The following is a 20,758-nucleotide window of genomic DNA, read 5'->3' as shown; positions in this document are numbered from 1 at the left end:
TTACCCTTTCCATGATGGAGGCGCTGCTGATCCTCTGCGGCAGCGAGTGTTTTGCAGTTCCCCTTTCCTATGTCCAGGAGACGCTGAAAATAAGGCCGAAGACATTGTCACCGCGGCCGGCAAAGAAGTCATCTCCCTGCGCGGCAGCTCCATACCCTTGGTATCATTGGCCTCTCTCCTTGGTCTGCCTGAGCCCGGGAAGTTTTCCCCCGAGGAAAAGCTTACGGTCGTGGTGCTGGGACAGGGGAGTCAATATCTGGCCTGCGCTGTTGATGCAACCCTGGAAAGCTCCGGGATTGTCGTCAAATCTCTGAGCAATCAAATGAAAAACGTACATTTCGTCTTTGGGGCAACCATTCTTGGTAGCGGCGATCCAGCTGATCCTGAACGTTCCCGATCTTTTCACCGCAGCTGAAGTTGGAATTACTGCCGGTTTCGCATCAAGGCTCGGCAGAGATGAGGGAAAGGCGGTCAAGACACGCATCCTGGTGGTGGATGATTCCATAACCACACGCACTATGGAGCGCAGCATCCTCATGGCCCACGGTTACGATGTGGACATAGCCATCTCCGGCGAAGATGCCCTGGAAAAGGTGGCCGGCACCACTTACGATCTGGTCATTTCCGACGTTATGATGCCGGGCATTACCGGTTTTGAACTGACCAGACGTCTGCGTGCCATTGAGAAGTACCGAGAGGTGCCGATCATCATTGTTTCCTCTCTGGCCACCGATGCAGACAAACGTGAGGCCATGGACGCCGGCGCCCAGGCATACATCGTCAAGGGAAGCTTCGACCAGGGAAATCTGCTGGCAACGGTGGAGGCCTTCGTTGGCTGACGCCGTTTTGACAGTGGCCATGAAAGATTACCATTGAAAATGATAAAAGTTATTATTACAGATGATTCCGCCTGACCAGGGAGGTAATCAAGGACATATTCCGGCTGACCAGCGATATCATCGTCGTCGGCGAAGCAGCAGACGGCACCGCCGCCGTTGAACTCACACAGAAGCTGAAGCCGGACCTGGTCCTGATGGATCTGATGATGCCGATCATGGACGGTTTGACCGCCATAGAGGAGATCATGGCCCATTCGCCGACGCGATCCTGGTCCTTTCTGCCAGTCTCGGGGATCGGGACGTCAACAACGCCTTTGCCGCCATCAAAAGAGGAGCTCTGGATGTCATGGCCAAGCCGGAAGGCTTCACCACCGACACCATTTCCCCCTGCTTCACCTCGGACATCATAGAAAAAGTCAGGATGCTGGCCCGGATCAAGGTAATCCGCCGCAGGCCTCCGACCCGACGCCGAGCAATGGTCGCTTCGGAATCCAAACCGGGGGAAACCCATCGCATACTGGCTATCGGTGCATCAACCGGCGGCCCCCAGGCAGTCATGAAGATAGTCCGGTCCCTTCCGGCCGGCTTCGATGCCAGCATCTTCATTGTCCAGCATATCGCCAGCGGCTTTGCCCAATGGCTGAACCGGGAAAGCAACATTCCCGTCCGCCTGGCCAAGGATGGAGATGTGTTCCTGCCGGGGACGGCATTGGTCGCCCCCAGCAACTACCACATGACCGTTTCAGATGGTAAAATAAAACTGATAAAGGACCAGCCGGTCAACAGCTGCCGTCCTTCAATCGATGTGCTCTTTAAATCCCTTGCTCTCGAACATGGGGGCGCAGTCGTTGGTGTTCTTTTGTCCGGCATGGGCAAAGACGGGGCAGAGGGGCTGACTCAAATCCGGAAACAGGGAGGTATGACTATTGCCCAGGATGAAAAGAGCTGTGCGGTATTCGGCATGCCCAAGGCGGCTATCGCCATGGATGCCGTCGATATGATCGTACCTCTGGGTGATATTCCGCAGACCATTTCACGCTTGTTTGATGCAAGGAGTTGACCTCCATGGCAAAGAATAAAATACTTATCGTCGACGACAGCGAACTGGTGCTGATGATGGCCCGTGATGCCCTGGAAGAAGCAGGCTACAAAGTGTTCTGCGCCCACAATGGCCTTGAAGCCAACGGCTACATTTTTTCTGCCGACAGGCCTGACCTCATCATCATGGATGTGATGCTGCCCATGCTCGAAGGGAACAAAAAGGTGAAGCTCCTCAAGGAAAAGGATTTCATCAGTCAGATCCCTATCCTGCTCCTCTCGTCGAAGAGCGAAGACGAACTTCGCCGCCTCACCGACGAATCGGGGGCCGACGGTTACATCAGCAAGCCGTTTTCCCCTGCCGGCATCGTCACGGCAGTCAGGAACTTTCTCCCCTAACCCGTGGCAGAGGTAAAATTTCTTCACTTCAACAGCAGGTTATGCTAGATTCACCGGTGCTTCAAATCGCTAAACTAAAGGATTTTCATGGGCTTGCGCGTCTATAATACTTTCGGGAAATAAGGAAGAGTTTGTCCCGGTCGAGCCGGGGAGGGTCAAGATGTATGTCTGCGGAGTCACGGTCTATGATCACTGCCACATCGGCCATGCCAGGGCGAATGTGGTTTTCGACGTCATCTACCGCTACTTCTGCCATCTTGGGCTGGATGTGACCTATGTGCGCAATTACACCGACATCGACGACAAGATCATCAACCGGGCAAATCGTGAAGGGGTGACCTATGACGTCATCTCTGAGCGGTTCATCAAGGAGTTTGACCGGGATATGGAACGGCTGGGCCTGAAGTTGCCCACCTGCCAGCCGAAGGTACCGAGCATATCGGTGAAATCATCTCCTTGGCGCAGACGCTCATCGACAGGGGCTTTGCTTATCAGGCGGGGGGTGACGTCAACTTTTGCGTGGAGAAATTCGACTCATACCTGAAACTTTCCGGGCGCACCCTGGAGGACATGCAGGCCGGCGCCAGGATCGAAGTGGACGAGCGCAAGCGCCACCCCATGGATTTCGCCCTCTGGAAAGAGGCGAAGCCGGGCGAACCCTTCTGGGAGTCCCCTTGGGGAAAAGGCCGCCCCGGGTGGCACATCGAATGCTCGGCCATGAGCATGAAATATCTGGGGACAACCTTCGACATCCATGGCGGCGGCAAAGACCTGATCTTTCCCCACCATGAAAACGAGATCGCCCAGTCCGAAGCTGCCACCGGCAAGCCCTTCGTCAACTATTGGCTGCACAATGGCTTCGTCAACATCAACTCGGAAAAGATGAGCAAGTCACTAGGCAACTTCTTTACCATCAAAGAGGTGCTGGACCGGTATGACAATGAGGTGCTCCGCTTTTTCCTGCTTTCGGCCCACTACCGCTCGCCCATCGATTTTTCCGATCAGAACCTGACCGAGGCAGAGGCTGGGCTGGAAAGAATTTACAAAGCGCTGGCCGCAGTAGAGGAGACTCTGGCAGCCGGCAATGGCTGCACCGGAGCCCCAGTCGATGCATCATCACTGAATGAAGCCGAAGGGGACCTTTTCGACAAAACCACTTCCATTTCTGCCCGTTTCCGGGAGGCCATGGACGATGATTTCAATACCGCCCTGGCCATTGCCCACGTTTTCGACCTGGTGCGCTGCGTCAACCGCGTGCTGAGCGAAACAGCAGGAGCATCCGACAATATCTGCAGCCTCTGCACCCTGGTCAAGGCAGAAGTGGCAAAGATCGCCGGCGTTCTCGGTATTTTTTCCTCTGAGCCGGCATCATTTCTGGAAAGGCTCAAAAGCCGCAAAGCAGGCAATCTTGATATGGCGGTCGATGAAATAGAACGGCTGATTGCCGAAAGGGCGGCGGCAAGAAAGGCAAAGGATTTCAAACGAAGCGACGAAATACGTGACCAACTCGCGGCCAAAAACATCGTCCTTCTCGATTCGCCACAGGGGACAACCTGGAGTGTAAAGTAGCCGAGCCACGAGGTAACCCAGGAACCACCCATAAAAAAAGGCCGCTTATGCGGCCTTCTTTGTTCTACGGATTCTCTTTTATTCAGGCGGCTTTGCGGGCCATTTCCAAAGAGCCTAAACGCTCCTTGACAAGGTCCATTGCCTCTCTCATGATATCGGAAACGCTTCTGTTGGTGGTGCTGACGATCTGCTCCAGGGTTTCCCTCTCTTCATCGCTGATCCTCATGGAAATTACGTTATAACGTGGATTCTCTCTCATTCTGCCCATGTTGTGTTCTCCTATAGTCAGTGTTTTAATTTTTTGCCGAAGTTATTTTCTTCTTTGCCATATGCGTGCCAAAGAAGAAATTCATCAGGATGCGTCCACTAACTATTGGAAATTGCGCGCGTTCTCAACCACCCGGTATTACTCTCACCTCACATACTGTATACATTTTGTGCCACCCTTGGCACACCAATTATAACCATGGACATTTTTGCACGTTGCCAGCTGGAAAACCAAAGCAAAGCGCAGGTTCTCAAACAGGACCAGAAAATTACTAAAACTTGTGGAACCGCAACTGGTGCAGGTTAGTCAGCTCCACGTCCCTTCAGGCCATGCTTGTCCAGCAGTCGATAAAAGCTTCTCCGGGGGATATTGGCAAGTTGTGCCGCTTTTGACACATTGCCGCCGGCATCTGCCAGATAGCGCTGGATAAGCTTCTTCTCCACCCGCATCACGTGCGGTTCGCGCTCCAGTTTGAACGATCTCAGATCGGGCACATCATCGGCCTCCTCTGCATAGTTTTCGGCAAAAACCAGCGGCAGATTGCCCAGCTTGATGATCTCATCATGGGTGAGAACAGCTGCCCGCTCGATAACGTTCTGCATCTCCCTGATATTGCCGGGCCACGAGTACTGCATCATCGCCTTGACTGCCCGGTCTTCCAACCGACGATGCTCTTGTTCAACTTGTTGCGGGCCTTTTCCAGAAAGTGGTGGGCCAAGAGGGGAATGGATTCGATCCGGCTGCGTAGCGGCGGCATGGTGATGGCGAAGACATTGAGCCGGTAGTAGAGATCCTCCCTGAACCAGCCGTCCCTGACCCCTGCTTCAAGCTCCTTATTGGTGGCGGCGATGAGGCGGACATCGACCTTCCTTGAGATTGTTCCCCCCACCGGCCTCACCTCCCCTGAATCGAGAACCCGCAAAAGCTCGGCCTGCAGTTTCGGCGTTATGTCGCCGATCTCGTCGAGAAAGATGGTCCCGCCGTCCGCTGCCTCGAACAGGCCCTTCTTGTCGATGATAGCCCCGGTAAAGGCGCCCTTTTTGTGGCCGAAGAGCTCGCTTTCCAGGAGCGAATCGGTAATGGTGGTACAGTTGACCGTCACCAGCGGCTTGTCGTTTCTCTTGCTGTAGCGGTGTATGGCCCTGGCTGTCAGCTCCTTGCCGGTACCGGATTCTCCCCGGATCAGCACCGTTGTCGGCGTGGGTCCCACCTGCTTGATGAGATCCAGCACTTCTATGGTCCCCGCATCGTCACCGACGATGAATTCATCGCCATACTCCCGGTCCAGCTCCCTCCTGGCCAGCTCATATTTCTCGATCAGCCTTCCCCGGTCCTCCACCAGTTGCTGCAGGGTATGGGGCAGACACATTTCCAGGTCTGCCAGCCCTTGATAAACGGCAACGGCATACTCGCGGCAGGTCCGATACCCGCAGGCGCGGCAGTTCAGTTCGTCCTTCTGGGTGAATTTGTTGGTGGCATGAAGGATCTTTTTGACGTCGCTCCCCTTCGGCACCTTCAGCCTGACGTATTTGCCGGTAAAGGAACGGGTGAGGGAAATCTGCTTTTGTTCCCCCTGGTAATGGGAAGCAGTGCGATAGGGAGCATCGTTTTTGAAATGGGCAATGATGAGGTTTCGCTTGTAAAATTCGGTCAGCTCTGATTTCTTGCCTGGGCCACCGATACAGCGTCATAACAGAAACGTATATCGACAATACGCGGATTGATACGCCCTGCCGCCAGGTCCTTGATGATTCCCATGGCATTGACCTCTCCGGCAGCGGTGACGATTTCAGTATCAAGGGGGTCGGTGGCAATGGAAAAGGCCTTGAAGGTACCTTCCGCAATGGGAAACAACCTTCCCAGATGGGGCTCCAGACCGTCGAAGGCGTCTTCCGCCAGCCGCGCCGGATCGACTTCCCTTTTATGGAATATTTCCTCCATCTCCCGATAGGTAAGAACCATATCGATAGCGCCTTGGGTTTCCTCCGCCTGAATCTCGAATTTTGCTGCAATGCAGGAACTCAGGTAGACAACCTTCACTTCAGGACCATAGGCAGTTTTCAGAAAACGGCCGATCGCCACCATCGGCGAGATGACCCGCACCAGGTTCTTTATCAGGGTCGGGTAATGACGCTCGATGAGATCGACAATGGCCGGACAGTGGGATGAAATGAGTGCTTCGGAGCTTTTTTCCATGGCCTCGGCGTATCCGGCCGCTATGAGCTCGACCCCGGCTGCCCCCTCATGCACTTCGGCAAAGCCCAATTTTTCAGGCCTGCTGCCAGCTGGCCGGCTGAAAAGGTATGAAAGAAGGCAGGGAAAGAACATCCCAGAACCGCAATGACTGGCTCCTCACCTGCCAGAAGGTTCTCCACGACCCCCACCTTGTCGGTAACAACCTTTGCATGCTGAGGGCAATTACTCAAACAATTGCCGCAACCAATGCAGCGCTCGAAGATGATTTCAGTAAAGGTCTTTTCCACCTTGATCGCCTTTACCGGGCAACTGCGAACGCAGGAGTAGCACTTTCGGCATTTCTCGGTAAGGGTTATGATAGGTTCCATTTTGGTTTTCCGTGTAGGTGAATTTAGATCTGAAACAGCATAGACTAATCAAGAAAAATGTGCAAGAATTGGCACACTTTGGGGCGATCCGGAATGCAGGCAAAAAAACACCCTAGTGACTAGGAGGGCAAGTCAGCTAGGGCATAATGAGGGTCTCACGACCCTCGCAACTCTTATCTTTGATTATAGTTTAACGCCCCACATGGATACTTGCAAGTGTTAAAAAAGGTCAAGCGTGGGGCACGTTTTCGTCCGGTCACCATTGCGGTCAGACCTCTTTGGTATAATAAAGATATTTAAAGAGGACGCCCTGAAGCGGTCGCAAACCCATTTTTTAAAAAATTCCTGAGGGGGATCACCATGACCATTCGTTATATTATCCCTGTTTTGCTGCTGATCCTTTCCATGATGCCGTCGGCTGTCGGCACTGCAGCACCCATTCCCCGGTTGCAAGGCCCGCCCCTTGGCGAGCGCTGGTTCAGCATCAGTATGAATGGAGAACGGGTCGGTTTTGCCCACACCAATGTTCTTGAAACAGCCGACGGTTTTGAGCTGTTCAGCGAAGGAAGTGTGAAGCTCAAGGTCATGGCGGTATCAAGGGAGTCATCGTCCCGGGAAAACTACCGTGTGGGCAAGGATCTCGCTCTTAAGTCCTTCCAGGTTGAACAAACCATCGATGGCAGTCCCATGAAAGTAAAAGGTGTGGTGGAAGGCAAGGCGATCAAGGTGGTCATTGAATCGGCCGGTAACCTGAAGAAAAAGTCGCTCAAGATGAAAAAAAAGATTTTGCCCCCGCCGGCCTTGAACTTTTATCCACCAATGCAAGTAGCGGCGCCGGGAAAAACGTATAATGTGCAGATGCTGGATGTGGAAGGGATAAAGATCAAAGGGGTCGAAATCAAGGTAATCGGTCAGGAAACCCTCCAGGGAGGAGTCGAAGCCCTGCACATGCAGAACGACCTTTACCCCTTCGTCGACAATGATATCTGGCTCGACCTCTCCGGAAATACTCTCAAGGAATCGGTCAGGGACGAGATGATCCTGACCAGGGCCGAAGATGCGCTCACGGTACAGAATTTCATAGCCGACGCGGCCCTGGCAAGAAAAGATCTGATCCTGGACTTCAGCCTGATCAGGATTGAGCCTCCGCTGAGCAATCCCGAAAAGCTGCAACGGATGACGGCAATACTTTCCGGGTTTCCTCCTGAGTTCCTCCTGTACCGGGATGCCAGACAACAGGCAACCAGAGAAGAGGACGGCACCATTGCATTTAAGACGACCAAAGCGTTAGCGGTAAAAAATGCCAATGGGGCACAGGATCAGTCAGCGCTCGCCCCCTTTCTGGAAGCCACTGCAAGAATTCCTGTTGATAATGGGGAAATAGCGACAAAGGCGAAAGAAATCGCCGGTGGAGAGCAGGACCGCTTGAAGGTAGTCGAGAAGCTTACCCGCTGGGTGGCAGCAGAGGTGAAGGGCGCCGCCATGGACAGCCTGCCGCCCCTTGAAACGATGAAAAAAGCGGAAGGAAACAGCCAGTCCCACGCTCGCCTCTATGTGGCAATGGCACGGGCCATGGGTATTCCCAGCCGCTTCGTCTCCGGGCTGGTATACATCAAGGATAAGGGCTTTCTTTACCATAGCTGGGCGGAAAGCTATCTGGGTGAATGGCTGGCTGTGGACCCCACCTTCGGGCAGCTGCCGGTGGACGCAAGCCATATCAAGCTGGTTGAGGGTGAAAGCCCCGAAGACCTTGCCCTCCTTGCCGGCCTCGTTGGAAAGCTGAAGGCGGTAGTCACCGAACAGCTATACTGATCAGCGCTCCCGCAGCGTCTCCAAGATCTCCCGCCGCGCCTCGCCGATGGTCAGCGGTATCCGGCCGAATGGGAGCAGGTCTTCGTGCTTGAGCCGGTGGATCAACTCGGCGATGTGCGGCAGCCTCAGCTTTACATTGGCCATCTCCTCGGGCGCCGTGAAGACCTCCTCCGGCACCCCGCCCCTCACCAGCTTGCCCCTGCTGAGAATGTGCAGCCGGTGAAGAAAGATCGGCACCAGGTCCACACTGTGGGTGGCCATGACAATGGTCACGCCGTTTTCCCGGTTCAGCCTGGTCAGCAGCTCCATCATCCGGTATTCGCCCATGGGGTCCAGCCCCGCCGTCGGCTCGTCCAGCAGGAGGATTTCATGTCCCATGGCCAGCAGGCCGGCGATGCAGACCCTTTTTTTCTGGCCATAGCTCAGGTGGTGAATACCCTTGCCGCCGAATTCGGACATTTCCACCGCCAATAATGCATCCGCGACCCGTTCTCTCACCTCATTTTCGCCGCAGCCCATATTGCGGGGGCCAAAGGCGACATCTTCAGAGACGGTATGGGCAAAGAGCTGATCATCCGGGTTCTGGAAGACGAGCCCCATCTTGCGGTAGATATCCCGTGGGTGGAGCCGGGGCACCTCATCCCCATCCAGAAGCACCCGCCCCTGGTAGTCCTTGATCAGGCCATCCATGATCTTCAGCAGTGTCGTCTTACCCGAGCCGTTGGCGCCGAGGATGCCACAGAACTCGCCGCGGCCGATCTCAAGATGAATATCGGCCAATGCCACAGTCCCATCGGGATACTTGAAACTCTCCAGGCTCACGGAAATACGAACGTCGGTGCTAAACATTCCAGATAACTCCCAAAACAGCTACGACCAATAATGTTGCAGCCACCTCCCGCCCCCTGAACGGCTGCTGGCGAATGGGGGGCAACGTGCCGTCGTAGCCCCGCTGGACCATGGCGGTGGTGATGGTCTGGCTGTTGTCGAAGGCCTTTATGACCATGGCGCCGGCAAGGGTGCCGAAAGAACGCAGCCCCTGGGGATAACCCGCATAACCCAGACGGTTCTTCTGGGCATTGTATATCACCATGGCATCTTCAAAGAGAACGAACAGGTAACGCCAGGCAAACAGGGCCACCTCGATCAACCCTTGGGGCACCCGAAACCAGGCCAAAGCCGAAATCAGATCGGTAAAGGAGGTGGAAAAACCGAGGAGGGCAACCAGGGAAACTGCCCCCACGATCCGGCCGGCAATGAGCAACCCTTCGCCCAATCCGTCACTGTAGCCGATAAGATTAATTCCCCAGACAGACAGGGTAAAAAGGGGAACTGCACCGGTAGTGAACAGCTTGAGCAGGACGATCACCGCGGCAAAGAAAAGGGGCTGGGCAAAACGAAGCATCAGCAGCCGCGGCCTCACCTTGAGGCTCAGACACAGGGCGACGGAAAGGGCGCTCAGCAGCAGGGGGAAAGCCGCTCCCCGGTAGCTGAGCACCATCGTCAGCAGGGCCAGTACTGCCAGAAGCTTGACCCGTGCATCATAGCGGCTTAAGGGATGATCAGCGACCTGTGTCTGTTGCAGGGAATGACGCATCAGCTTCCCCATGCCGGTCAGGTTTCTCGCCCAACCGGCGCCAGTAATAACCGGCCACAAAGCCTCCCGCAGCACCGGCTCCAAGAAAAAGAAAGAGCAGCAGATCTCCCTCTCCCGGATCGATGAGGGGTTCATGCACCTTGCGGCCATGCTCCACGGCAATTTTCTCGACCACCGTCTCATCCACCCCCGCATAGGGGTGGGGCGCCAGGGTGAAGAAATAAAAGGCAAAGAGCAGTGTGGGCAACAGGATGATGTGCAGCAGGATTATTCTATATCTGCGCTTTTTTTCAGGCATGGGCAACCTCGCTTTCCTTCAGTACCCGCATCTTCACCAGCAGGTCCGGGCGCTTGCGCTGCAGCAGAGTGACCATGCCGGCGGTCATGGCTCCTTCCAGAATGCCCAGCGGTAACTGGGTAGGGATGAAGGCAAGGACGATTTTTGCCGCAAGCGGCCAGAAAGGCGCCGTCCCCCTGATGCCGGCAGCAAGCTCCATGGAGGTGGTCAGATAGGTGGCCCAGTCGGTAAAGAGACCACCGAAAAAAGCGGCTACGGCCAAGTTGACACTGATTTTACGCAGGCCCCGGAAGATGAGCCAGCCGGCAAAGGAGCCGGCCACCCCCATGGAAATAATGTCCGCCCCCAGGGTGGAAAGGCCGCCATGGGCAAGAAACAGTGCCTGGAGCAGAAGGGCCACGGCACTGATGACAATGCTGACCAGAGGTCCGACAAGGATGGCTGCAATGCCGGTTCCGCAGGGATGGGAACAGGTGCCGGCGGTGGGGACCGGGATGGGCATGCAGGAGACGATGAAGACAACGGCAGCCATCAGCCCACCAGCGGTTTCATCGCCAGATCGGTTTTTGCCAGGTTATTCAGCTGACGCACGCCAAGGGCGACAAAAGGCGCCGCGGCCATGAACCAGAAGAGCGCCCAGTTCAGTGGCAGTAGCCCCTCGCTGATGTGCATGGCATGGGCCGTAGCGGAGATAAGCTGCATCGAAATTGTAAATAACAGGATTTTTTTCATATGAATCTCAATCTTTTAACCACGAATGTCACGAATTAACACGAATGATTCAAGCCGAAAGCACAACCACATGTTTGTCTTTCACGCTTTGCTCTTATTCGTGAACATTCGTGTTATTCGTGGCTGAATTTTTCACCTCAGATCTTGTCCCCGCGCAGATCTCCGGCAAACAGCTTGCCCGCCCCGCGGGAGGCGCAGAAATCACCGCACATAGTGCAGGTGGCTTCGTCTTCCGGCGTACGGCTGGCGCGGATCGCCCGGGCGTCCTCCGGATACAGAGCCAATTCGAACTGCTTCTCCCAGTTCAGGTCGCGACGGGCCTTGGACATCTCCATGTCCCGCTGTCGCCCCTTCTCCGGATACTTGTTCATGTCGCCGATATAGGCGGCGATCTTGGCTGCCTTCACCCCCTGGCGCACATCCTCTTCGTTGGGGAGGGCCAAATGTTCGGCAGGGGTGATGTAACAGATGAGGTCGGCGCCGAAACGGCTCGACTGGGCGGCGCCGATGGCGGCGGTGATATGGTCGAAACCCGGTGCCACGTCGGTGGAGATGGGACCGAGCATGTAGTAGGGTGCGCCGCCGCTCATGCGTTTCTGCAGCTGGATGTTCCCCTCCACCTCGTCCAGCGGCACATGGCCGGGCCCTTCGACCAGCATCTGACAGCCATATCCCGGCCAATCTCTGCCAGCTCGCAATTGATGAGTAACTCCTGGATCTGGGCCCGGTCGCTCGAATCATGGATCGCTCCGGCCCTGAGACCGTTGCCCAGAGAGAGCACCGTGTCGTACTTTTTCAGGATGGCGGTCACCCGATCGAACTTTTCGTAGAGGGGGTTTTCCCGGTTGTTGGCCAGCATCCATGCAACCATGGAGACCCCCCCTTTGGAGACCAGCCCGCCATAGCGGTATCCTTGTTTGCGCAGCCGCTCAATGGTGTAGAGATTGATGCCGCAGTGAACCGCCATGAACGCCATGCCGTCGGCGCATTGCTTCTCGATGAGGTCGAAAAGCATCTCCTCGTCCAGCTTGTTGGGATCGCCGTACTTGCGAGCCGCCTCGCAAAAGGCCTGGTAGAGGGGAACATTCCCCACCGGCAGATCCACCGCCGCAATCACCTCCCGGCGCACCCGGTCCAGGTCTCCCCCGACCGACAGCTCCATCAGGGTGTCGGCCCCCGATTCCTGGGCTGCCTTTGCCTTACGCACCTCGGCCGCGTAGTCGACAATGTCGGAAGAAGTGCCGATTGAGGCATTTACCTTGGTGCGCAGTCCCTTGCCGATTCCCACCGCTTTCGGTTTCCGGCCGTGGTTCCAGGGGATGACGATCTTCCCCTCCGCCACCATCTGCCGCACGTATTCCGGTAAAAACCCTTCATCCTTTGCAACGGTGGCCATCTGGGTGCTGATGATGCCCTCACGGGCCAGTTCGATCTGGGTTCTCATGGTACCTCCTTGGTTGGGTCAGGAACAACTCCCATTGAATTTTCTGCAATTATCCGCAAATGCCGCCGCCAGTTCCGGACAGCTACCGAAATGCAGATGGATGTATGAGGCGAGGCAGTTTTTATAGCGGTAGCCTTCCGCTCCCAGCTCTGTTTCCTGCTTTCGCACCCGATAGAGGCGATCTGTGCTTTCAGGCAGTTCAGCCATCTCTGAATAGTGGAATTCGTGTCCCCTGGCCGAAAGTCCCTTCTTGCCCAGTATGGAATCCTGCCGGGTGATGATCTCGCGGTAGCCAAGGGCTTTGCGGCGAGGCAGCATGCGGGTGGTCACGGGATAGATGCCGACAAAATCATGGATCGATCCGGCTTCGGTGTTGGTATCCATGACCCCTCTGGTCAGATAGATAAAGCCGCCGCATTCGGCATAAACCGGCATGTCCTTTTCGACCGCTGCGCGGATCGCCTCTTTCATGGGCGCATTTGCCGCGAGGCTCTCGGCAAAGATTTCCGGGTACCCCCCCGGCAAATAGATGCCGCCGATGCCGGCGGGAAGGGCACGGTCCCGCAGGGGGGAAAACTCGACTATTTCGCAGCCGGCCTCCCGCAGAAGCCGCAGGTTGTCTTCATAAACAAAGCAGAAGGCTTCGTCCCTGGCAACGGCAATGGGGACCATGTTCCGGTGCCTTGATCTTCCATTGCATTGCCTGGCCTCCCAATATCATATGAATGGGTGCAGGAAAGGTGGCAAAGAAAATCCACATCCAGGCAGCGTTCCACGGTCTCCACCAAATGCTGGAGAAAGCCGGGAGCAAAGGGTTTTCCTCTGCCGTCAAGAGCCCCAAATGGCGGGAAGGGATATGCAGCCTTTCGTCGCGGCCAATACAACCGAGGACCCTGACCCTCGGCAGGGCCGCGGCCATTGACTTTCTCAGCAGGAGGCCATGGTTGTCACCGGCCACATTGTTGAAGATGACCGCCGCCAGATTCACCTGGGGGTCGAATTCGGCAAATCCCTTCACCAGAGCGGCTGCGCTTCCGGCCATGCGACCGGCGTCCACCACCAGGACAATCGGCGAGCCGGTCAACCGGGCGATCTGAGCCGTACTTCCCTCGTCGCCGTTTTCACCGATGCCGTCGAAGAGCCCCATCACCCCCTCGATTACGGCCATATCAGCTCCTGACCCATGGCTGGTAAAAGTTTCGCGGACAAAATCGGCCCCGCACATCCAGCCATCCAGGTTGATGGAAGGCCGGCCGGCCACCAGCCGGTGATAGCCCGGATCGATGAAATCGGGGCCGACCTTGAAGGGGGCAATCTGCAGACCCCTTCGCCGAAGGCATGCCATGATGCCGAGGGTAATGGTGGTTTTGCCCGAGCCGCTTTGGGGCGCAGCAATGATGATCGATTTCATGTTATCCATTGACGAGCTTGACGACAGCCTTGCCGTCGGCATAATAATCGATGATATTGAAACCGCAGTAGCTCTGCTCGATATTGAAAAGTGAAGATAGCGGTGTCCCGATGGCATTGAGGAGGATCACCCTGTTGACACCGCCGTGGGCCACCACCAGTACATCCTCCCCCTGATGGCGCTGCACGATATCTTTTATTACCGGCATCACCCGGTCATTCATGTCCTGGAGGCTCTCCCCCTGGGGCACCCGATAATTGACAATATCGTCCAGGCGCGCCTGCCATTCCACCGGATATTTCTCCATCAGCTCGGTCCAGGTCATCCGCTCCCAGATGCCGATATTCAGCTCCCGCAGATTGCTGTTCTTTACCGGCGTCACCCCCAAGTGTGTACCGAGCATCTCCGCCCCAATGACGCAGCGGGTCAGATCGCTGCAGTAGCAGGCCGAGATCTGCACACCATCGAAGCGTTCCTTGAGCGACTGATACTGGGCAATACCGAACTCAGACAATCCCACATCGGCGTGGCCGTTGTAACGGCGGGTGTCGGCACCTTCCACCTCTCCGTGCCGGATCAGGTATATACGTGTCCTTCCTGTCAAAATCTTCCTCCCAGGGCAACAAGTGTCATCAGACACAGGATTTCATTGAGTTCGCTGACACAGCCAATGGCATCGCCGGTAATGCCGCCAAGCTTTCGGTGAAACCAGGCTTTGGCCAGCCAGGTAAAAAGAGAGCATACTGCAGCACAGCCGATGCCCGGCAGCCCCAGCAACAGCCAGCCGGTAACAACGGTGAAAAACGCCGCAACCGCAACCTGCATGGAGCCTGCCCCACCGATGAACAGTGAGCCGAGTCCATCCTGCCTGGCTCTTTTCGAGCCAACCGTGAGCTGCACCTGGCTGAAGCGCGCCACCATGGGGAAAAACAGCAGTGTCTCCCATTTGTCGGTGGTAACGGCAGAAAGTGCCTGGTATTTCAGAAGCAGCGCCAGCACCAGGCCCACTACCCCAACGGCGCGACCCGTGAATCCTTCATCACCGCCAGAAACCGTTCCCGTCCCCCTCTCGCCGCCAAGCCGTCGCAGACATCCGCCAGACCGTCCAGATGCAGGGCACCGGTCACCAATGCCAGGATGGCCACCAAAAGAAGATCGGCAACCGGTCGTGGCAGTGCCAAGGCAAAGAGATAGTCGCAGCCGGCCAGCAAAAACCCCAGGGTAAGGCCCACGAGAGGAAAAAAGGACATGGACCGCCCCAGGTCTTCCTCCCTGCAACGGAAGGAAAAGGGGATGGGGATGATGGCCAGAAACTGCAGTGCAACGAAATAAAGCCGCAGCATTATTCTGAAGCTACCCCGGCCTCGGCAAAGGTGGCCATTTCCTTGTATATCTTCACCCCGCTTCGATCAGCCCCATGGCCAGCGCGGCGCCGGTCCCTTCTCCCAGCCTCAGCTGCAGGTCAAGGATCGGCTTCAGTCCGATGTGTTGCAGCATAAAACTGTGGCCGATCTCCACCGACTCATGGGCGGCGAACATGTAGTCTTTGACATGGGGGTTGAGTTCGCTTGCGATGAGCGCTCCGGCAGTGGAGATGAATCCGTCGACCACGACCGGAATGCGATTGGCGGCGGCGCCCAGAATGAGCCCGGCAATGCCGGCTATCTCCAAGCCCCCCACCTTGGCCAGCACATCGATAGGGTCCTTCGGGTCGGGCTTGTTCACCGCCAGCCCCTGCTCGATGACGCGGATCTTGTTCTCCAGGGCAGCATCGTTGATGCCGGTGCCCCGGTGGGTCACCTCCCTTACCGTCTTCCCCGAAATGGCTGCAATAATGGCCGACGACGGCGTGGTGTTGCCGATCCCCATCTCGCCGGTGCCGAGCATGGTCACACCGGTCTTCTTGGCCTGCGCTGCCAGTTCAATCCCCACTTCCAGGGCCGCCACCGCTTGTTCCCTGGTCATGGCCGGACCTTGAGCCAGGTTGGCTGTGCCCCTTGCCACCTTGCGCACCACCAGTCCAGGCACCATGCCGAAATAGTAATCGACACCGATATCAACCACCCGCACCTCAGCCCCCACATGGCGGGCAAGGACATTGACACCTGCCCCGCCATTGAGAAAGTTGAGCACCATCTGTTGGGTCACCTCTTTGGGATATAGCGAGATCCCCTCTTCAACGACACCGTGGTCGGCGGCAAAAGTATAAACAACCTTCGTCCCCAGCAGTTCCAAATCGGGATTCTCCGAATCGGCGATTATGGCCACATAACGTCTGGCAAATTCTTCCAGCCGCCCCAGAGACCCCGGAGGCTTGGTCTTGTTGTCCAGTACTACCTGGGCCTCCGCCAGCAGGGCTGGGTCCACCGCCTGGATCTGCTCCAGGGTATCATCGATCAAACTCATGATTATCTCCTCCACATTGCATTTAATTTGTTCATTGTTTGAACGGAGCTGTCAGCCCTTCAGCTTGAGTGACAAACCGCACATGGCCACGTGGACCTCGTCTGCCGCAGACGCCAGGATCTGGTTGGCTTCTCCTGCCAAGTCACGAAAGGTTCTGGCAAGGGCGTTCTCCGGGACGATCCCCGCCCCTACCTCGTTGGTGACAAGGACAAGCGGGGTTGCAAGATTGGGCATGACGTCCGCCAGTTCACTGACCTCGTTCAGCACCCGCCCCCTATCGTTGTGGGCAAAGAGCAGGTTGCTCAGCCAGAGGGTGATACAGTCGACCAATATGGCCCTGAAATAACCGTCGTGGCCGATGATTACCTCTTTGAGAAGCAGCGGCTCCTCCATCGTCTGCCACATGGAGCCGCGTCTTTGTCGGTGACGTGCAATCCGTTCCGCCATCTCGCCGTCGCCGGCCCTACCGGTGGCCACATAGCCGAGGGGATCGCCGTAGGCAAGGGCCATTCCTTCGGCAAGGCTACTCTTGCCGCTTCTGGCACCTCCGGTGACAAGTACGATTCTGGACATGAAAAAACCCCGTCTCCTGGGAGGCGGGGTCGAAACCGTGGTATGACAAAGGGCTTCGGCTCCTCTCCTGCGGAGGATCCTTTTTCAGCGGTCAACCTGGCAGGTTTCCTGACTTACGGGTCACTTTACTTGCCGCGCCTTCCCGAATATCTCAGTGGCATCAAGCGGCTTTCATCACCGTTCACAGTTGCGGGACAGTGGAGGAATCGCACCTCCTTCCCTTTTAACGCCGTATCTACCGATACCGGCGCACCAAGTTAACTATTCAATTTTGAGGCTATTTTTTAGCAGAGCGCTGCCACAAAGTCAAACATTATGTCGCTTTGGAGGCTTCCCCGGCGGCGTCCGCCGTCTCCGCAGGCAATACCTCTTCGATCTTCCGCCAGATCAGGTCCTTCCCCTCCCTGTTCAGTGCCGAAAAGAAATTCAGCTCTTCCGGCGTCACCCCCAGGGTCTGGGCAATTATCCGCGACTGTTTTCCCCTTTCGTTTTTGGAAACCTTGTCGCACTTGGTGATGACCAGTATCGGTTTGATGGAGTATGCCTGCAGCCAGTGAAGCATCTGGATGTCCTCGGCAACGGGGGTCCTCCTGATATCCAGGATAAGGATGACACCACGGAGATTGGCCCTTTTCGCCAGATAGTTCTCCATCATCGGTCCCCACTGTTTTTTCACTGCCAGCGGCACCTTGGCGAAGCCGTAACCGGGCAAATCCACCAGGGTAAACTGACCGTTGACGTCGAAGAAGTTGATAAGCTGGGTTCGCCCCGGCGTTGAGCTGGTGCGGACCAGACTCTTCCTGTTGACCAGGACATTGATCAGAGAAGATTTGCCCACGTTGGAGCGGCCGGCGAAGGCTATCTCCGGCAGGTCCCCTGGTGGATAATGGGCAGCCCTCGTGGCACTCTTGATGAATTCAACATATTTGATCAGCACAGAACCACCTGTTCTTTTTCGATGGGAGCGTTTTTCCTACTTTTTGCGGCTAACAAGTTACGTAAAAGGGGAGGCTTTGTCAAAATAAAAGCTGAAGAGGTAAAGTATTGGCAACTGGTGCCGAAAAGTACACCCAGGACAGCAAAGTTAACGTTTAATCCTGGAGTGAGCCATGAATAAAGAGCTTGAAACTGCCATCATGACCGCAGGAGATCTGCCGACCATCCCGGTTGTAGCCACCAAAGTCATGCAGCTGATGGAAAGCGAGACTACTACCGCCGAAGAACTGGCAAGGGTAGTTGCCTCCGATCCCGCCGTTGCCGCCAGGGTGATCAAGATTTCCAACTCCTCCTTTTATGGGTGCCAACGGCAGATACAGACCTTGTCGACGGCCATAGTAATTCTCGGCTTCAACACCTTGAAGAGCCTGGTGGTCGCCGCTTCCGTAAAGCAGGTCTACAAACCTTTCGGACTGACGGAAAAGATGCTCTGGGAGCATTCCTTTGCCGCCGGACTGGCAGCACGCATCATTGCCAGCAGCACCAGGGCCGCCAACGAGGAAGAGGCCTTTCTCGGCGGCCTTTTCCACGATATCGGCAAGATCATCATGAACTCCCTGGACAAGGATAAATTCCAGCAGGTGATGCAACGCTGCTATAATGAAGGGCTCACTTTTGAAGACGCTGAAGCCAGCATCTTCCCCTTCTGCCACGATGAAGTCGGCGCCTACGTTGTGAAGAAGTGGAATTTCCCCCTGGCCATGACCAACGCCATTCTTCAGCACCATAAGCTGCAGTTCGATGATCCTAACGATATCTATCAGATAAACCTGACAGCGGTTATCGCCCTCGCCGACATGTTTTGTCTCAAGCTTGGAATAGGTGAACGGGAACCCCAGGAATCCCTTGATCTGGCAGCATCCACCCCGGCATCCATGCTCAATCTCGATGAGACACGCATCGACATGCTGCTGAACCTCTTTACCGAAGCGTTTGAAAAGGACAAAAGCTATTTCGTAACCTGATCACTTTCGCCGGACGCCTCCTCTGCACCTTCCTCGTCCGCACTACGCTGCCTTGCTTCATCGGATATGGAAATGCTGTCATGTGCCTCGACTTTTTGAACAAGATGCCCCTTTTTGCGCTCCCGCCCCGGCCCGTGTTTGTCGGCATCAATGCTGTACGCTGCCGGTATTTTCCCCACGCTGTATTCCATGAAACACCTCCCTGCAGCAAATAATCCTTTGATTCTCCATATCGGTTTCAAGCCGTAGATTCTTTACCTTTTTAACCTGTTATGGACTTTTCCCATGGGACATACTCCTTGTTTACCACTATGCCCTGATGTATAATTTACCGATTTAACCCAACCGCCTGCACGGACCGCATAGACAGAAGGCACTATGATGAAACTCAATACCAAGCTGGTGGCAATGATGCTCACCCTTCTCGTCATCGCCACCCTGATTCTCTTCATCATGAATCAGTTCAGCCAGAACGATCTGGTGCAAGAGATGCAGGAAAGCTCCACCGAAGTATCCAAAGCCATCCAGATCAGTGTCGAGGATCTCACTTCGGAGGAAGAGAGCGAATCCTCCCGCCTCAAGGACTACTTTCAACAGGCCAGAAACAAGGGCATCAACGAAATAAACATCATCAGCAACGAAGGGGAGATTATCAACTCCTCCGATCCGGAAAAGGTCGGCAAAAAGCGCGAAATAAAAAAACTGGAGAAAGGCCTTAAGGCCTCCCACAAAGGGAAGATCACCGGCGTTTCACCGTCCCTTCGCCCCTATGACCTGGTAGTCCCGGTCATTGTCGGTGATGAGCAACTGGGATATGTACAGATCAACCTGCTCCTGGACAATATCCGCGACATCCAGCACGCCAACTTCATCCGCCGTCTGGTTGCCACCTGCATGGTTTTTGCCTTCGGCATCCTCCTCACCTTTTTTCTGGCCAGAAGGTATACAACCCCCATCAACCGGCTGGCAGCCGGGGTAAAAAAGGTATCTGCGGGGGACCTGTCGGTGACCTTTCCCGTGGAAAGCAAGGATGAGATCGGCGAACTGGCCAAAAGTTTCAATGAAATGGTGGAAAAATTGCGGGAACGGGAAAACCTGGAAAAACGTCTCTACGAAGCGGAGCATCTCTCCAAGGTAGGACAGCTGGCCTCAGGCATCGCCCACGAAATCAGAAATCCCCTCAACTATATCAGCCTTGCCATCGACCACCTGAAAAGCGAACTGCTCCCCACCTGCCCGGAGCGAAGCAAAGAGCTGGAGGCGATCACCGACAACATCAAGGAAGAGGTGCGCAAAGCCAATTACATGGTCCTGAATTTCATGAATTACGGCCGGCCGCTGAAACTGCGCATCAGCGAGGTACGTTATGCCGATTTGATCGGCAAGGCGCTGCCTCTGCTGCAGGACAAACTTGACGAACAGCGTATCCGGGTGGCGATGGATATCCCAGCAGACCTGCCCGCCATGCAGGTGGATGCCGAACTGATGCGCAACTGCCTTTTCAATTTCATCACCAATGCAGCCCAAGCCATGCCCGAAGGGGGCACCATCACCATTGGAGCAGCATTTGCCCCAGAGGAAAAGCGGTTCATCCTCACCTTTGCCGACCAAGGGGCAGGCATCGCCGTCGGTGACATCGGCAAGATATTTCAGCCTATTTCACCACCAAGGAAGCGGGGATAGGCCTGGGGCTCGCCATTACCGAAAGAATCGTCAGGGAACACGGCGGCGAACTCAGGGTGAAAAGCACCGTGGGCAGCGGCACCACCTTTACCATGGTCCTGCCGGTGAAAAAAAACCAGACTGCGGGCTATGAACAAATTTAAGAGTCGGGCTCTTTTCAGGAG

At 55.7% G+C, this 20,758-nt stretch carries 16 protein-coding genes, 7 pseudogenes and 1 riboswitch; of the genes and pseudogenes, 9 read left to right on the top strand and 14 right to left on the bottom strand.

Features of this window, described 5'->3' with window-relative positions; all coding sequences use genetic code 11:
• Window positions 1-46: 46 nt before the first annotated feature.
• From JCM15764_RS23965 to cysS, 6 genes and pseudogenes are all read left to right on the top strand, one after another.
• The gene (locus tag JCM15764_RS23965) at window positions 47-415 is read left to right on the top strand and encodes a chemotaxis protein CheW (protein ID WP_243689055.1); all 369 of its coding nucleotides are present in this window, start codon (window positions 47-49) and stop codon (window positions 413-415) included.
• Window positions 360-839 carry a response regulator gene (locus tag JCM15764_RS23960; protein WP_243689048.1) on the top strand — a complete coding sequence of 160 codons (480 nt, stop codon included), beginning with the start codon at window positions 360-362 and terminating at the stop codon, window positions 837-839. Before JCM15764_RS23965 ends, JCM15764_RS23960 begins: the two co-directional genes overlap by 56 nt.
• Window positions 840-910: 71 nt before the next feature.
• Entirely contained in the window at window positions 911-1,249 is a 339-nt protein-coding gene (locus JCM15764_RS23955) for a response regulator (protein ID WP_369412341.1), read from the top strand.
• Window positions 1,186-1,899 (top strand): CheB methylesterase domain-containing protein, encoded by a 714-nt coding sequence (locus JCM15764_RS14500; protein WP_243689047.1) that lies wholly within the window; start codon window positions 1,186-1,188, stop codon window positions 1,897-1,899. Before JCM15764_RS23955 ends, JCM15764_RS14500 begins: the two co-directional genes overlap by 64 nt.
• A 5-nt stretch (window positions 1,900-1,904) precedes the next feature.
• Window positions 1,905-2,276 carry a response regulator transcription factor gene (locus JCM15764_RS14495; protein ID WP_054696982.1) on the top strand — a complete coding sequence of 124 codons (372 nt, stop codon included), beginning with the start codon at window positions 1,905-1,907 and terminating at the stop codon, window positions 2,274-2,276.
• Window positions 2,277-2,363: 87 nt separating this feature from the next.
• Window positions 2,364-3,845 (top strand): annotated as a pseudogene (cysS, locus tag JCM15764_RS14490) (cysteine--tRNA ligase).
• Window positions 3,846-3,927: 82 nt separating this feature from the next.
• Here the strand turns inward: cysS and JCM15764_RS14485 are convergent.
• Window positions 3,928-4,113 (bottom strand): hydrogenase expression protein HypE, encoded by a 186-nt coding sequence (locus tag JCM15764_RS14485; RefSeq protein ID WP_041267297.1) that lies wholly within the window; start codon window positions 4,111-4,113, stop codon window positions 3,928-3,930.
• A 302-nt stretch (window positions 4,114-4,415) separates the two neighbouring features.
• A pseudogene (locus tag JCM15764_RS14480) lies at window positions 4,416-6,677 on the bottom strand (sigma 54-interacting transcriptional regulator).
• Window positions 6,678-7,037: 360 nt separating this feature from the next.
• On the opposite strand from JCM15764_RS14480, the gene JCM15764_RS14475 reads away from it, so the two are divergent.
• The gene (locus JCM15764_RS14475; RefSeq protein ID WP_054696979.1) at window positions 7,038-8,489 is read left to right on the top strand and encodes a transglutaminase-like domain-containing protein; all 1,452 of its coding nucleotides are present in this window, start codon (window positions 7,038-7,040) and stop codon (window positions 8,487-8,489) included.
• Here JCM15764_RS14475 and JCM15764_RS14470 read toward each other — a convergent pair whose 3' ends face one another.
• From JCM15764_RS14470 to yihA, 11 genes and pseudogenes are all read right to left on the bottom strand, one after another.
• Entirely contained in the window at window positions 8,490-9,338 is an 849-nt protein-coding gene (locus JCM15764_RS14470; protein WP_054696975.1) for an energy-coupling factor ABC transporter ATP-binding protein, read from the bottom strand.
• Window positions 9,331-10,086 (bottom strand): cobalt ECF transporter T component CbiQ, encoded by a 756-nt coding sequence (cbiQ, locus tag JCM15764_RS14465; protein WP_054696972.1) that lies wholly within the window; start codon window positions 10,084-10,086, stop codon window positions 9,331-9,333. The genes JCM15764_RS14470 and cbiQ overlap by 8 nt, the downstream gene beginning before the upstream one ends.
• Window positions 10,052-11,116, bottom strand: a pseudogene (locus JCM15764_RS14455) (energy-coupling factor ABC transporter permease). Before JCM15764_RS14455 ends, cbiQ begins: the two are co-directional and overlap by 35 nt.
• A gap of 137 nt (window positions 11,117-11,253) precedes the next feature.
• A pseudogene (gene thiC, locus JCM15764_RS14450) lies at window positions 11,254-12,560 on the bottom strand (phosphomethylpyrimidine synthase ThiC).
• Between the two features lie 18 nt (window positions 12,561-12,578).
• Window positions 12,579-13,232, bottom strand: coding sequence for a hypothetical protein (locus tag JCM15764_RS29995; protein WP_439645303.1), 654 nt, complete (start codon window positions 13,230-13,232; stop codon window positions 12,579-12,581).
• Window positions 13,183-13,971 (bottom strand): cobyrinic acid a,c-diamide synthase CobB, encoded by a 789-nt coding sequence (locus JCM15764_RS29990; RefSeq protein ID WP_439645302.1) that lies wholly within the window; start codon window positions 13,969-13,971, stop codon window positions 13,183-13,185. Before JCM15764_RS29990 ends, JCM15764_RS29995 begins: the two co-directional genes overlap by 50 nt.
• A 1-nt stretch (window position 13,972) precedes the next feature.
• Window positions 13,973-14,575, bottom strand: coding sequence for an alpha-ribazole phosphatase (gene cobC / locus JCM15764_RS14440; RefSeq protein WP_054696967.1), 603 nt, complete (start codon window positions 14,573-14,575; stop codon window positions 13,973-13,975).
• A pseudogene (cobS, locus tag JCM15764_RS14435) lies at window positions 14,572-15,314 on the bottom strand (adenosylcobinamide-GDP ribazoletransferase). The gene cobC and the pseudogene cobS overlap by 4 nt, the downstream one beginning before the upstream one ends.
• Window positions 15,314-16,377: pseudogene (cobT, locus tag JCM15764_RS14430) on the bottom strand (nicotinate-nucleotide--dimethylbenzimidazole phosphoribosyltransferase). Before cobT ends, cobS begins: the two co-directional pseudogenes overlap by 1 nt.
• A 51-nt stretch (window positions 16,378-16,428) precedes the next feature.
• The gene (cobU, locus tag JCM15764_RS14425) at window positions 16,429-16,950 is read right to left on the bottom strand and encodes a bifunctional adenosylcobinamide kinase/adenosylcobinamide-phosphate guanylyltransferase (protein ID WP_054696964.1); all 522 of its coding nucleotides are present in this window, start codon (window positions 16,948-16,950) and stop codon (window positions 16,429-16,431) included.
• 81 nt (window positions 16,951-17,031) lie between these two features.
• A riboswitch (cobalamin riboswitch) is annotated at window positions 17,032-17,222 on the bottom strand.
• A gap of 41 nt (window positions 17,223-17,263) precedes the next feature.
• The gene (gene yihA, locus JCM15764_RS14415) at window positions 17,264-17,887 is read right to left on the bottom strand and encodes a ribosome biogenesis GTP-binding protein YihA/YsxC (protein ID WP_054696959.1); all 624 of its coding nucleotides are present in this window, start codon (window positions 17,885-17,887) and stop codon (window positions 17,264-17,266) included.
• 172 nt (window positions 17,888-18,059) lie between these two features.
• On the opposite strand from yihA, the gene JCM15764_RS14410 reads away from it, so the two are divergent.
• Complete coding sequence (locus JCM15764_RS14410; protein WP_012645632.1) at window positions 18,060-18,911, top strand: HDOD domain-containing protein; 852 nt, start codon at window positions 18,060-18,062, stop codon at window positions 18,909-18,911.
• Here the strand turns inward: JCM15764_RS14410 and JCM15764_RS14405 are convergent.
• The gene (locus JCM15764_RS14405; protein WP_012645631.1) at window positions 18,896-19,102 is read right to left on the bottom strand and encodes a hypothetical protein; all 207 of its coding nucleotides are present in this window, start codon (window positions 19,100-19,102) and stop codon (window positions 18,896-18,898) included. The two genes, JCM15764_RS14410 and JCM15764_RS14405, sit on opposite strands and share 16 nt — an antisense overlap.
• Before the next feature lie 190 nt (window positions 19,103-19,292).
• On the opposite strand from JCM15764_RS14405, the pseudogene JCM15764_RS14400 reads away from it, so the two are divergent.
• A pseudogene (locus JCM15764_RS14400) lies at window positions 19,293-20,737 on the top strand (sensor histidine kinase).
• Window positions 20,738-20,758 lie beyond the last annotated feature (21 nt).

It is taken from the genome of Geotalea toluenoxydans JCM 15764 (assembly GCF_001311985.1).
GTDB lineage: Bacteria > Desulfobacterota > Desulfuromonadia > Geobacterales > Geobacteraceae > Geotalea > Geotalea toluenoxydans.
This window is presented reverse-complemented; position numbering and strand designations above follow the sequence as displayed.